Annotated in this window: 13 protein-coding genes; 5 read left to right on the top strand and 8 right to left on the bottom strand. The window is 58.0% G+C overall.

Features of this window, described 5'->3' with window-relative positions; genetic code table 11:
- Window positions 1–26: 26 nt before the first annotated feature.
- Window positions 27–1013: a tRNA-modifying protein YgfZ gene (gene ygfZ, locus V2S86_RS20555; protein ID WP_330763925.1), complete on the top strand. Its 987-nt coding sequence runs from the start codon at window positions 27–29 to the stop codon at window positions 1011–1013.
- A gap of 40 nt (window positions 1014–1053) precedes the next feature.
- Here the strand turns inward: ygfZ and V2S86_RS20550 are convergent, their stop codons facing one another.
- Both V2S86_RS20550 and trhA read right to left on the bottom strand, forming a co-directional pair.
- A complete protein-coding gene (locus V2S86_RS20550; protein WP_330763924.1) occupies window positions 1054–1554 on the bottom strand; it encodes a DUF2165 family protein in 501 nt (166 codons plus the stop codon).
- A 162-nt stretch (window positions 1555–1716) separates the two neighbouring features.
- On the bottom strand, window positions 1717–2394 hold the full coding sequence (trhA, locus tag V2S86_RS20545; RefSeq protein WP_330763923.1) for a PAQR family membrane homeostasis protein TrhA: 678 nt from the start codon (window positions 2392–2394) through the stop codon (window positions 1717–1719).
- Window positions 2395–2583: 189 nt separating this feature from the next.
- Here trhA and V2S86_RS20540 point away from each other — a divergent pair, with 189 nt between their 5' ends.
- Window positions 2584–3192 carry an HD domain-containing protein gene (locus V2S86_RS20540; protein ID WP_330763922.1) on the top strand — a complete coding sequence of 203 codons (609 nt, stop codon included), beginning with the start codon at window positions 2584–2586 and terminating at the stop codon, window positions 3190–3192.
- Window positions 3193–3239: 47 nt separating this feature from the next.
- Here the strand turns inward: V2S86_RS20540 and V2S86_RS20535 are convergent, their stop codons facing one another.
- Genes V2S86_RS20535 through V2S86_RS20520 form a run of 4 tightly spaced genes read right to left on the bottom strand, consistent with a single transcriptional unit; the run spans window position 3240 to window position 7330 of the window.
- Window positions 3240–4565, bottom strand: coding sequence for an MFS transporter (locus tag V2S86_RS20535; protein WP_330763921.1), 1326 nt, complete (start codon window positions 4563–4565; stop codon window positions 3240–3242).
- Entirely contained in the window at window positions 4562–5215 is a 654-nt protein-coding gene (locus V2S86_RS20530) for a hypothetical protein (protein ID WP_330763920.1), read from the bottom strand. The genes V2S86_RS20535 and V2S86_RS20530 overlap by 4 nt, the downstream gene beginning before the upstream one ends.
- Window positions 5216–5267: 52 nt before the next feature.
- Window positions 5268–6617, bottom strand: coding sequence for an amidase (locus V2S86_RS20525; protein ID WP_330763919.1), 1350 nt, complete (start codon window positions 6615–6617; stop codon window positions 5268–5270).
- Window positions 6617–7330: a DUF2848 domain-containing protein gene (locus V2S86_RS20520; protein ID WP_330763918.1), complete on the bottom strand. Its 714-nt coding sequence runs from the start codon at window positions 7328–7330 to the stop codon at window positions 6617–6619. Before V2S86_RS20520 ends, V2S86_RS20525 begins: the two co-directional genes overlap by 1 nt.
- A 127-nt stretch (window positions 7331–7457) precedes the next feature.
- Between V2S86_RS20520 and V2S86_RS20515 the strand changes: the two genes are divergently transcribed.
- On the top strand, window positions 7458–8135 hold the full coding sequence (locus V2S86_RS20515) for a GntR family transcriptional regulator (RefSeq protein WP_330764023.1): 678 nt from the start codon (window positions 7458–7460) through the stop codon (window positions 8133–8135).
- An 8-nt stretch (window positions 8136–8143) separates the two neighbouring features.
- On the opposite strand, the gene V2S86_RS20510 is transcribed toward V2S86_RS20515, so the two are convergent.
- Window positions 8144–8890: an SDR family oxidoreductase gene (locus V2S86_RS20510; RefSeq protein WP_330763917.1), complete on the bottom strand. Its 747-nt coding sequence runs from the start codon at window positions 8888–8890 to the stop codon at window positions 8144–8146.
- A gap of 25 nt (window positions 8891–8915) precedes the next feature.
- Complete coding sequence (locus tag V2S86_RS20505; protein WP_330763916.1) at window positions 8916–9728, bottom strand: MipA/OmpV family protein; 813 nt, start codon at window positions 9726–9728, stop codon at window positions 8916–8918.
- Between the two features lie 450 nt (window positions 9729–10178).
- Here V2S86_RS20505 and V2S86_RS20500 point away from each other — a divergent pair, with 450 nt between their 5' ends.
- Together V2S86_RS20500 and V2S86_RS20495 are read left to right on the top strand one after the other, a co-directional pair.
- Window positions 10179–10847 carry a response regulator gene (locus V2S86_RS20500; RefSeq protein WP_330763915.1) on the top strand — a complete coding sequence of 223 codons (669 nt, stop codon included), beginning with the start codon at window positions 10179–10181 and terminating at the stop codon, window positions 10845–10847.
- Window positions 10844–12253 (top strand): ATP-binding protein, encoded by a 1410-nt coding sequence (locus V2S86_RS20495; RefSeq protein ID WP_330763914.1) that lies wholly within the window; start codon window positions 10844–10846, stop codon window positions 12251–12253. The genes V2S86_RS20500 and V2S86_RS20495 overlap by 4 nt, the downstream gene beginning before the upstream one ends.
- The last annotated feature ends 98 nt before the right edge of the window (window positions 12254–12351 follow it).

Raw genomic sequence — 12351 nt, 5'->3', positions numbered from 1 at the left:
AGCTAAACGTTAAGCAGGATCTTACTATGGCGTATAAAATTCCATTTCCACCCCGTCAGCCTTCCGCCTCCTCGCATTTGCCCCTGACCCTAATCTCTCTGGAAGATTGGGCGCTGGTGACGCTGAGCGGCCCGGACACGGTAAAATACCTCCAGGGCCAGGTGACTGCCGACATCGAAGCGCTGGCGAACGATCGTCACGTGCTGTGCGGCCACTGCGACGCCAAGGGCAAAATGTGGAGCAACCTGCGTCTGTTCCACCGCGGAGAAGGCTTCGCCTATCTGGAACGCCGCAGCGTGTTGGACAGCCAACTGGCGGAAATCAAGAAATACGCGGTGTTTTCCAAACTCACCATTGCCGCCGATAACGAAGCGGTGCTGTTGGGCGTAGCCGGTTTTCAGGCGCGCGCAGCGTTGGCGGGGGTATTCAACAACCTGCCGGATGCCGAGCATCAGGTGGTACAAGAGGGTGAAACCACCCTGCTGCATTTCTCCCTGCCGGCGGAACGTTTTCTGCTGGTGACCACTGCCGCCGTGGCCGAACAATTAGTCGGCAAGCTGAACGAGCAGGCAGAGCTGAACGACAGCCAACAATGGCTGACGCTGGATATCGAAGCCGGTTATCCGGTGATTGACGCAGCCAACAGCGCGCAGTTGATTCCGCAGGCCACCAACCTGCAGGCGCTGGAGGGCATCAGCTTCAGTAAAGGCTGCTATACCGGCCAGGAGATGGTAGCTCGAGCCAAGTTCCGCGGTGCCAACAAGCGTGCGCTGTACTGGCTGGAAGGCAAAGCCGGGCGGGTGCCGCTGGCCGCTGAGGATCTCGAACTGCAGTTAGGCGACAACTGGCGCCGGACCGGCACGGTGCTGGCCGCCGGCAAACTGGCCGATGGCCGGCTTTGGGTGCAGGCGGTGTTGAACAACGATTTGGATGCTGACAGCAAGCTGCGGGTACGTGACGATGCAGCCAGTCAGTTGACGATCAAACCCTTGCCGTATTCGCTGGACGTATAAGGATCATGTGTAGGGCGCAACTTGTTGCGCCCTACACTCCTCACTCTTCGTCCAACTCTCCGTCACGCTGAACCAGATAGATCAGGACTAAAAGAAGGGTTACAAAGAAACGAAAGGCATCAGGCACGCCGTTCCACTGTTTCGACATCCACATACCGAACCACTCTCCGCCAATCGACATAAACCCAACCTGCCACGTCAGGAACCCGAGCGTCAGGCCGGCTACCGCCAGCTTTTTACGGCCGTTAAACGCTTGCGACGGCAGTTTCAGGCCCCGCAACAAACGCAGGCCGCCGATCCAACACAGCAAGGCGGTCAGGCTTTCCAGCAAAATAATGACAATATAACCTGCGTGATGCAGCCAGGGAGTTTGTATCGAGCGGTAAGCGATGGTCGCATCGGGGAAAATCGTGTCCATCATAAAAACATGGCGCACAAAAGCGAAGTTAGAGCCGTAATCCGTCATATTGCCAAAGGCAACCAGGGTAGCAAACAGCGCCATAGCGCATACCAGCAGCGTTTTAGATAACCTAACGATCATAGTGATGATTCCTGAAAAAGTAATAAGTGCACCGAAGGTGCAAGCGTGCGGGCTCAGGAATGGGAAAGGGGCTTGCTGGATACCCGTAAGAAACAAGCGCTCCCTTTTTAGCCTAAAAGAAACGCGTGTTCAATATGGCATTAACACATGCGGGGTCGATACTTAAACGTACAGATAAATCGCCATAAAGTGGCACAGGCTGCCGCCGAGCACGAAACCGTGCCAGATAGCATGGCCGAAGCGGAACCGTTTGGACGCGTAAAAAATCACCCCCAGGGTATAAACCACGCCGCCTACCGCCAGCAAGGTTACGCCGCCGATCGCCAGGCGAGTCGCCAACTGATAAATCACGATCAATGACAGCCAGCCCATCGTCAGATAGGTCACCAACGACAACGCCTCGAAGCGATGAGCGAACGCCAGTTTGAACAATACCCCCAGCAGCGCCAGCCCCCAGATAACCGCCATCAGCCCTTTGGCCAGCGGTGAGTTCAGACCGACCAGCAGAAACGGCGTATAGGTGCCGGCAATCAAGAGGTAAATGGCGCAGTGGTCAAACTTTTTCAGCCAGTGCTTGGCTTTCTGATGCGGAATGGCGTGGTACAGAGTGGAGGCAAGATACAGCAGGATCATGCTGCCGCCATAAAGCGTGTAGCTGGCGATGGCCGTCATATCCGCACCGGTATCCACCGCCTGCACCAGCAGCAACACCAGCCCGACAATACCGAACACCAACCCGATACCGTGGCTGATGCTATTGGCTATTTCTTCCGCCCACGGATACGCCGTAGCGGTATTTTTATCGTTCTCGGCTTTCATCACTACGCCCGTATTTCCCATAAATCACAAACCCTCAAACGGCCAATATTGTTCGAAATTACCGCAACCCAGCTTAACTGAGAACAATTCCAGTGTACACGTGTACGCTAAAATAAAACTGTGAACACGTGTAACGCCACAAACATCGAAATCCCCTGCCCGCTGGTCTACAATCGACGGGCTTCACCCATCTACCTTGAGGTTTACACCATGTCATCCGCTGTACCCGCGTTAGATTTCGGCTCCATGACCCAGGTCGTCCAGTTCCTGATGGAAATCGACAAGTTGAAAAGCGTGCAACGCCGCACCAAGGTTCTCGGCATCCAGCGCCAGGAAAACTCCGCCGAGCACAGTTGGCACTTTGCCATTGCCGCTCTCAGCTTGGCTGAGTACGCCGGTGAAGGCGTGGATATCCAGCGGGTGATCCAGATGGCGCTGCTGCATGACATCGTGGAAATCGATGCCGGTGACGTGCTGGTTTACGATCTGGCGGCGCGTGCGGCAATCCACGATCAAGAAGTGGCGGCGGCACGTAGGCTGTTTGGCATGCTGCCTGCGGCACAACGCGAGTATTTCACCGCTTTATGGCAGGAGTATGAAGATGGCGAAAGCGCCGATGCGCGCTTTGCGCTGGTGCTGGACCGCACCATGCCGATGCTGATGAATCTGCATAACGAAGGCCAAAGCTGGGTCGAGAACGGCATCAGCCTCGAACAGGTGCTGTCGCGCAACGCGATGATCGCTGAAGTCCACCCGGAGCTGTGGAAACACCTGCTGCAACACCTGCAGGACGCACAGCGCAAAGGCTGGTTGAAGTAATCCCGCAGTCGCAGCAAGCCGGGTGAACCTCTCACCCGGCCTTCCTTTCACAAGGGTTTATGCGCCGTTTCCTTCGCGGCAATCACCGCCCACAGCGTGATCAGTAACGCCGCCACCACATAGGCCGAGATCGCCAGCGTGCTGTCGTAGGACTTGAACAACGTAGCGATAATCAGCGGCGCAAAGCCGCCGCCGAGAATGCCGGCCAGCGTGTAGGCCAGCGACGATCCGGCATAACGTACTCGAGTCGGGAATTGTTCGGTGATGAATGCCGCCTGCGGGCCGTACATCGCCGCATGGATCAGCAAACCGACCACCACCGCCAGGCAGATCAGCACCGGCTGGCTGCTGTCCAGCAACACAAAGAACACGAACGCCCACACCATCGCGGCCAGCGCCCCACCGATATACACCGGCCGACGGCCAAAGCGATCGGACAGCGCGCCGAACATCGGCACGGTAATGGCGTTGCCAATCGCCCCCAGCATGGTGGCGGTCAGCGCCAGCGGACGCGGCAGATTCAGCACCGTAGTGACGTAGGTCAGGGTAAATACCACCACCAGCGCATACAGCACGTCGGAACCGATGCGCGAGCCGCCGGCGATCAGCAAAGGACGCCTGTGTTGAGTAAATACTTCGCGGATCGGAGCCTGAGTCACATCCCTGGACGCCTCCAGTTTCAGGAAGGCCGGCGTTTCCCCCACGCCGCGGCGCAGCCACAAGCCAAATACCACCAGCACCAGACTGAGCAGGAAAGGAATGCGCCAGCCCCATTGCTGGAAATCGTCCGCCGACATCGCCACCGTCACCAGCGTGATCAAACCTGTGCCGATCAGCGTGCCGCAGGAAGGGCCAACCTGAGCAAACGAAGCATTACGCCCCCGCTGATGCGGTTTACCGTGCTCCATCGACAACAGTACCGCGCCCGCCCATTCGCCCCCGAGCGCGATGCCCTGAATAAAGCGCAACGTCACCAACAGCAGCGGGCTCCAGATGCCCCAGGTGGCGTAGCCAGGCAGCAGCCCCATCAGTGCGGTGGTGACCCCCATAATCACCAGCGTGGTGACCAGCACAAACCGCCGGCCCAATACGTCGCCGAGATGGCCAAAAACGATGCCGCCGATCGGCCGCGAGACATAGCCGACCGCATAGGTGGAAAACGCCAGAATGGTGCCCACCAGCGGATCGAACGACGGGAAGAACACGTGGTTGAAAATCAGCGCCGCCATGATGTTATAAACGGTGAAGTCATACCATTCCAATGCGGTGCCAATCGAACTGGCGGCCGCCAATCTGCCGGTTTTTGGCGGATGGGCAGCAGAAGCGGCGGCAGTCGAGTCCGCGATCGGCGTTTCAGTGGTTGATGTGCTCATGATGCCAGCTCCTGCTTGGTCAGTTGCCAGCCAAGGACATAGTGCTGGGTCGCCTCAGCCGATGTTTTCAACTGGCGACAGGCCAGTTCATTTAGCCGCTGACCGGCTGCGGCGCTGCTGCTTTCAATCAGCAGCATCGGCAGCAGGCGACGGTTTTCCCGCGATTCTTTCGGCAACGGCGAGCTGAGTTCAACGTCGGGCGCAAGCAGGCTGCTGCGGACAAAGCCGGGTTGTTCCGCCAGCATGCTTCCCAGATGCGTAATAGCGTCCTTCAGTCTCTCAGGCTCCGCCGGTTCAAGGGTGATGATGGCCAAATGACTACCGCAGCCCTGGCCGGTTACCGCCTCCACCGCACACACCCGACGCATCGGATCGCGCATTTTATCGAGGCTTGCCACCGACCAGGGGGTTTGTTGGGTAAAGGCGGCGCGGTAGGCCGCGGAAGTAAAACTGGCCAGGGATTCGGTTTTGTATAACCCAAGGTATTTACGCCCGCCCTGCAACGCCTGGTAACGTGTGCCCGACAAAAAACCGGGAACGCGTACCCGCTCTTCCACATGCTCACGGTCGTACCACTGATTGAAATCCGCCTCATCCTGCGCGGCGACATCTGTTGCGACAAACAGCATTCCGTTCGGGGAACCGGTCATGGGTACTCTCCTGTTAGCTCAAAGTATGGCGGGGCCACGCCCCACCGGTAAATTACGCACCGGCAAGACAGCGCTCGACCGCCAGCGCCCAGCCCAGCAACGTTTCATCACTCATGGGCAACCCGGCCAGCATCAGGCCAACCGGCGCTCCGCCAGGCCGTTGACAAGGCAGCGACAGCGCACAACCGTCGAGGAAATTGATCACCGAGGGGTTGCGCAGCGCGGCACCATTGATACGGAAATAGGCATCTTCATCCGCTTCAAGCCCGGCAATCGTCGGCGCGACCAGCGGGACGGTCGGCATCAGCAGCGCGTCAAAGCTTTGCACTGCGGCGGTAACCCGCCGTTGCCAATCGGTCCGCTGCTGCTGCAGCTGCTGCAAATCCCCCTCCCCCAACGACTGACCGCGGCGAATGCGCGACAGCACCCGTGGGTCATATTCCTCGGCATGTTCGGCGATCAGCGCCTGATGCCAACGCCAGGACTCCAGCGCGGTAAAACCGCCGGCGGCGTTGATGGTCGCCAGTTCGGCAAATTCCGCGCAGGGAATGAGTTCAATCTGCGCGCCGGCCTCCATCAGCCGCTGCAGGCTGAGGTGAAACGCCACAGCGACCTCTTCCTCCAGGCCGTCCAGCACCAGGGTTTGCGGCACCGCAAAGCGCGCCTGACTCAGGTTTTTTAACTGCGGCTGCAACGGCAGCTCGGCTATCGCCGTATCCAGCGCGATGCAACCGGCAACGTCGTGAGCAATCACGCCAATCGAATCCAGCGACGGTGACAGCGGCAGCAGGCCGCCATCGCTAATGCGCCGGGCGGTAGGCTTAAAACCGGTCAGCCCGCAGAAGGCCGCCGGGATCCGCACCGATCCGCCGGTGTCACTGCCAATCGAACCAAAACACATACCCTCGGCCACCGCGACCGCAGCCCCGGAGGACGAACCGCCGGGAATTCGACGCGCGGCCCGATCCCAAGGGTTGGCGGGCGTGCCGTAGTGAAGGTTGATGCCAAGCCCGGAATAGGCGAACTCGGTCATGTTGGTTTTACCGATAACCACCGCACCCGCCTGCAACAAGCGTTCCACCACGGCGGCATGTTTTGCGGCGGCCTGTGCGGCGGCCAGCACCCGTGAGCCGGCGGCGGTGGCTTCACCGGCCACGTCGAACAGGTCTTTGACCGACACCGGCACGCCGTCCAGCGCTGACAAAGGTTTCTCCTCCGCACGCCGGCGATCGGCCGCCAGTGCCTGCCGTTGCGCCCACTGCGCATAAACGCGGGTAAAGGCGCGCATTCCCTCGCCCTGCTCATCGGCAATGTGCGCCAGCGCGGCGGCGGTCAGCTGCACGGCAGTCAATTCACCGCTGGCCAGCCCGGCGGCGGCTTGCCCTAACGTCAATTTTTTCATTACGCCACCACCGGCAGTTCAACGCTGTGATAGCCATGAGTGATAGAGCGCCCCAGTACCTCGTCCGCCAGCTCCATGCGGAACTCTGCCGCCGGCCGGATGCCGCCAATCGCAGCCACCGTCCCGCAGGTCATGGCCAGCCCATCACGCGGCTGCGGCAGCGTCAGCCCGCCTTCCGGCAACTGCCGGCCGCCCAGATAGCGCTCCAGCAGATCGCCCGGGGTGCGCAGGCTGGCGAGGCTTCCCTGCTGATAAAGCCGGAATTCCCCGTCTTCCTTGATCCACGAACGCAGGATCAGTGAATCCCAGTGCGCGATCACCTCTCGCAGCGGCCAGGCAGTGCGCGCAACCGGCTTAACGCAGATCTGTTTGGATAGCGCTACACTGTGCGCTTCCAGTTGACGATCGGTATGGTCGGACGCCAGCGAAACGAACAGCTCGCCGCGATGGGCAAAGATCAGCGGTTCCGCTTCCCCGGAAGTGGCGTTGCCGAGCACTTCGATGCGTTCGCTCTGGCTTAGCTGGTTAACCGCCACGCGGTAAAACAGCGGAATTGCACTGGGTTGGGGCACGCCCAGTTCAGCCAACTCCCGAATATGGTGCAAAATCGCCTCGCGATCGCGGCCGGTCCAACCGGCGATCACCAGATGATCAATCTCGGCATCCAGCGCCCCCGCGCCGCAGGATTCGGGTAAAGTGAAGGTCAATCTCATGGCGTTGTGCCTCTTTGGTTAAAATACTGTGAAATTTCACTATATCTTTAGTAACCAAATAAGCGATTTCCGTGCCATGTTTTTGTGTACTATGTCTAAAAACTTTCTTGTGCAGGAGCAGAACGTGATGACCGTTGACGCAGAGAGCCAGGCACTCCCGACGGCAGAGGAAGCCGGGCTGTCACTGAATGAACTGGCCTATCGGCGCTTCAAGCAGGCGCTGGTGACGTTGAGCTATAAACCAGGCGAATATCTCAATACCGCACAGGTTATGAGCGAACTGGATATGGGCAGAACGCCGATCAATCAGGCGATCCACCGTTTGGCCAATGAAGGGTTGCTGCAGGTGATCCCGCGCAAAGGAGTGATGGTATCGCCGTTGTCGATGGATGACGCACTGGAGCTGATCGAAGTGCGGCTCGCCAATGAAATGCTGTGTATGCGGCTGGCGAGCAAAAGGATCACCGAGCCACAGATCGCTGCGCTGACCGCGCTAAACCAGCAAATCGAAGCCGCCAGCCAGAGCCGCGACCGGGTACGGATGATGACGCTCGATCACACGTTTCATCAGGAACTGGCGCTGATCGCCGGCAATAACATGCTGGCGGACATATTGAGCGTACTGCACGCCAGGGCGCAGCGTTTCTGGGCCAGCACGTTGTCGCGGGAAGGGCATATGCGGGAGGTGATCGAGGAGCATCGGGCGATTATCGCCGCACTGGCCGCCCAAGACAGCGACGCGGCGGCCAATGCCGCAGAGGCGCATATTCTGTCGTTCCGCAGCGCGCTCCTGCACGAGGGCTGACAAAACGCTCACCGCCCGCCGGCAGCCTCGATAAAACTGCCGGTCACGTAAGACGCGGCATCGGACAGCAGAAAGGCGATGGCTTCCGCCACCTCTTCCGGATAGCCGCCACGCTGCATCGGCAACCCGTTTTTTACCCGGTCGACACGCCCCGGCTCACCGCCGCTGGCGTGCATTTCAGTATAAATAAACCCCGGTCGTACGCCGTTGACCCGGATGCCCTGCGCCGCCACCTCGAGCGCAAGCCCGGTAGTCAGCGTGTCGACCGCGCCCTTTGAGGCGGCATAGTCGACATATTCGCCCGGTGCTCCCAAACGGGCGGCGGCGGACGACACATTGACGATCGCACCGCCCTGCCCGCCATGGCGCTTGGCCATGCGCTTCACCGCCTCGCGGCAGCAGAGAAAATAGCCGGTCACGTTGGTGGTTAACACCTTGTTGATACGCTCTGCGGTCAGCTGCTCAATACCGGTCTGCTGAAACAGAATGCCGGCATTGTTGACCAATGCGTCGAGCGAACCAAGGGTTGCGTCCAGTTTGGCGAACATCGCCACCACCTGGTTTTCGTCAGCGATATCCGCCCGCAATGCCAGCGCCCGGCCACCCAGCGCCGCAATCTCAGCGACAACTTGCTGCGCCGCAGGCTCATCTTTCAGATAGTTAACGCCCACCGCGTACCCCTGGCGTGCCAGCAGCAGCGCCGTGGCACGCCCAATGCCCCGGCTGGCGCCGGTGACCAATACAACTCTCGACATGCTGTTCCTTTTTACGGTTGGGAAATCAGAAACTGTAACTGGCGCTCAGGAAGGCAACCCCAGCCACTTTTTTCTCGACGATCGGGCTTTTGGCCGCATCGCCCAACAGAGTATAGATACCCACACCGGCCTGGAAGGCGATTTCTGGCGTCCATTGGTAATTCAGCGCGCTATTGAGTGCCACCTGGTTGAAGCCACTCCCCGGCCGATAGGCGGCGAAAGTGGTTTGCTGCGCCTGACGCTGCGTTACGCCGAAATAGCCGCGCTGATAACCGCTGTTGGCCCAGGTGGTGCTCAGATCGGTCGACAGGGTCAACGCATCGCTCAGTGGATAAACCGCCGCCACGCCCAGATCGACGTAGGCGGTATGCCCCAGATCTTCCCCCCCATAACGACGTGCCTTGGTCGCCTGCATACCTTTTATATAGGTATGGAAAGCATCAAATTTATAACTCAGCTCTATGCCCGCCTCAAAAGCGCCATCGAGGTCACCCATGCCTTTTAGCCGCTTATTGCGGCCGCTCAACGTTTTCACCTCCTCATCCCGCCCGGCGTCATAACCGGCCAATAAGGCGATGCCAAACGGCCCTGACAAGGGTAACTGCCAGCGCGCCCCTTCGCTCAGGCCCAGACTGAAATCACCCCAGGCGGATTTGGCGTAGCCAGCCTCAATATCGTACAACGGCTCGGCGCTATAGCTGGAAGCCCCCTGATACACCGGCGCCACCGCCATGCCGCCGCTGAGTTTCAATGAAGCTTCCCCGCCGTCCTGCGTAAAACCCTGCAGGGGAAATAGCATCAATAATGTCGCTGCGGAATAACCCAGAGTATTCTTCACCGTCTCTACCTTATTATTTAATGGAAATCTTATAGCGCCGCCAGGCGCCGTAATTGTTTTTTAATACGGGGTTTGAAGCTGCTAAAAATATCCGACGCCACCGTATGCGAGCTAAGCTTCGCCACTGGTTGGCGCGTGGCTCGATTATTTTCGCCCCAAGCACCAGCGTGAAAAATCAGTAGAATCAGAGTGACAAATAAAATCACGCACGGGCGGATAACTCCCCCGGGGAGGGTTAAATGTAAAGAGTTGTCGGCATGCATTTTTTATCCAGAGGTGATTGTCGTGCAGAAGAGCCTACCCGAAATCCAGGGTCATTCCCTTAACGTGAAATTAACGCCAGATTAAGGTTTGCTTAAGAAGGGGTGAGCGAACAGCCACACGGCGTTGTCTTCCTCCGAAGGTTGTAGTTATATAGCCGCCAGCGCAGTGACATAAACCGGGTATCAAGTGAACATATTGCTTGTGGAAGACGATCTGCAATTGGGTAAAGCCCTTTGCCGCGCCTTGGAACTGGCAGGCTTCGACCTGTGCTGGGTACGGCTGCTCCATGATGCACAAGATAAATTATCGCAACGCAGCTTCGATTTAATGCTGCTGGATCTGACGCTGCCCGACGGCGACGGATTGACGAGACTGGTCGAATGGCGCGCCAGCGGACAGAATATTCCCATCATTATTCTGACCGCCCGCGATCGCATAGAAAGCCTGGTCAATAGTCTGGATTCCGGCGCAGACGATTTTCTGGCCAAACCTTTTGCGCTGCCGGAACTGATTTCACGCGTGAAGGCGGTGAACCGACGTATGGCCGGGTTTGCCTCCCAGACCTGGAGTCTCGGCAATCTGTATCTGGACCCGATGAACCATCAGGTGACATTGGAAGACGAATTGTTGCTGCTGTCGAAAAAAGAGTACCGATTGCTGCATGAACTGATGCGCTGCGCCGGCACGGTGGTGCGCAAGGCCGCGCTGGAACAGCGGCTGTTCGGCAATGGCGACTGTGTGGAGAGTAATTCCCTGGAGGTGCATATGCATAACCTGCGACGCAAGATCGGCAAGGAAAGGATTATTACCGTACGTGGCATCGGGTATTTATTGAAGAAAGAGACACAGGGATGATCAGTTTTAAATCATTTTTTATGCGTACCATTGTTTTTCAGGTACTGGCGATATTATTGCTATGGGGTGGCGTGATTGGCTGGGCCAAGTATCTCTATTTTCCCGACATGGAAAAGTATTTGGATAACCAGCAGCGTATCGTCGCACTAGGCCTCGCCAATATTCTCGAAAGGACCCAAACGACCGATCCTAATTACCCTGCGATCATCAAAGATATCGAAAAAATGTATATCGACTCGATCAATAACGGCATGCTGGACGAAATAGACTATCACCCATTATTTGTAGTTTACGATCATAATAACCACGTGATCTACGCTTCGCCACCGCAGGAAAAACCGCTGATCCTGCCCCCGTCGGTGCTGTCCGGCACCATCAGCTATGCCAACGAGAAGTGGCATATCTCCGGTAGCTGGAGCGATAAACGGCAATTTCGGGTGATCATCGGTGAATCCTTTGAAGACCGCACCACCATTTTTGGCAACCCGGCGGAAAGCACCGCAATCCCCCTGTTGGTGGTCCTGGCTGCCATTATTGTTACGCTGCTGATCACCGCTTATTTCAGCCTGCGGCCGCTGCGGCAAATCGCCAGAATGATTTCCGATCGCAAGCCCGGCAATTTATCGCCGATCAACGTCCGTGAGCAATACCAGGAAATTCGGCCGATAGTTTTGGAAATCAATAAGTTGATGACGCGCATCGATGCCGCCAATCAACGTGAAAAACGCTTTATGGCCGATGCCGCGCACGAACTGCGCACTCCGATCGCCGCCGTGCTGGCGCAATTGCATTTGCTGACCCAGGTAGCGGACAAGACCGAGCGACAGGAGATTATTGAAGATATGCAGCAGGGGCTGGATCGCGCTGCATCGTTGTCGCGCCAGCTGATAGACCTGGCCAAGCTGGAATCGGAAAACTTTCCGCTGAAGATGGAAGCGGTGGATATCTACGCTGAAATCAGCAAGTGCATTGCGCAGCACGTGCCCTATGCGCTGGAGAAAAACGTCGAACTTTCGCTGGATGGCAGTGAAAGTGTGGTGATTGAGACTGACCGCCACTCGCTGATTGCCATATTCACCAACCTGCTGGATAACGCCATCAAATACGCGCCGACTGGCGGTCGCATCGAAGCCAACATCCGTTCGCTGTCGCCGATGGGTTGCTACGTTAGCCTGCGCGACAACGGGCCGGGGGTGAATAAAGAACACTGCAAACGCTTGTTTGAACGCTTTTACCGCGTACCCGGCACGCAACAGATCGGCAGCGGTCTGGGGCTGGCGATAGCCAAAAACCTGGCCGATAAAATCGGCGCGCAGCTGCGGATCACCGAAGGGCTTGACGATCGCGGTATCGGATTTGTGATCGATCTGCCGGAAAATTACCCGCCCCCGCAGGGAAAGGCATAAATCGACGGCTGTCCCCTTCTTCTCCCGCAGCAACAAAGGGATCTGGCCCATTTTGGGGCGGGTACGGTACTGTGGCTCGAGCCGGCCATCGGGGTGGC

Source organism: Serratia sp. C2(1) (genome assembly GCF_036352655.1).
GTDB classification, from domain to species: domain Bacteria; phylum Pseudomonadota; class Gammaproteobacteria; order Enterobacterales; family Enterobacteriaceae; genus Serratia; species Serratia inhibens.
This window is presented reverse-complemented; position numbering and strand designations above follow the sequence as displayed.

Bases quoted from the DNA above. Each gene is read 5' to 3' on its own strand.
- trhA (WP_330763923.1), bottom strand. From the start codon at position 2,394: ATGGGAAATACGGGCGTAGTGATGAAAGCCGAGAACGATAAAAATACC.
- V2S86_RS20535 (WP_330763921.1), bottom strand. From the start codon at position 4,565: ATGAGCACATCAACCACTGAAACGCCGATCGCGGACTCGACTGCCGCC.
- V2S86_RS20510 (WP_330763917.1), bottom strand. From the start codon at position 8,890: ATGTCGAGAGTTGTATTGGTCACCGGCGCCAGCCGGGGCATTGGGCGT.
- ygfZ (WP_330763925.1), top strand. From the start codon at position 27: ATGGCGTATAAAATTCCATTTCCACCCCGTCAGCCTTCCGCCTCCTCG.
- V2S86_RS20540 (WP_330763922.1), top strand. From the start codon at position 2,584: ATGTCATCCGCTGTACCCGCGTTAGATTTCGGCTCCATGACCCAGGTC.
- V2S86_RS20525 (WP_330763919.1), bottom strand. From the start codon at position 6,617: ATGAAAAAATTGACGTTAGGGCAAGCCGCCGCCGGGCTGGCCAGCGGT.
- V2S86_RS20550 (WP_330763924.1), bottom strand. From the start codon at position 1,554: ATGATCGTTAGGTTATCTAAAACGCTGCTGGTATGCGCTATGGCGCTG.
- V2S86_RS20495 (WP_330763914.1), top strand. From the start codon at position 10,844: ATGATCAGTTTTAAATCATTTTTTATGCGTACCATTGTTTTTCAGGTA.
- V2S86_RS20520 (WP_330763918.1), bottom strand. From the start codon at position 7,330: ATGAGATTGACCTTCACTTTACCCGAATCCTGCGGCGCGGGGGCGCTG.
- V2S86_RS20515 (WP_330764023.1), top strand. From the start codon at position 7,458: ATGACCGTTGACGCAGAGAGCCAGGCACTCCCGACGGCAGAGGAAGCC.
- V2S86_RS20530 (WP_330763920.1), bottom strand. From the start codon at position 5,215: ATGACCGGTTCCCCGAACGGAATGCTGTTTGTCGCAACAGATGTCGCC.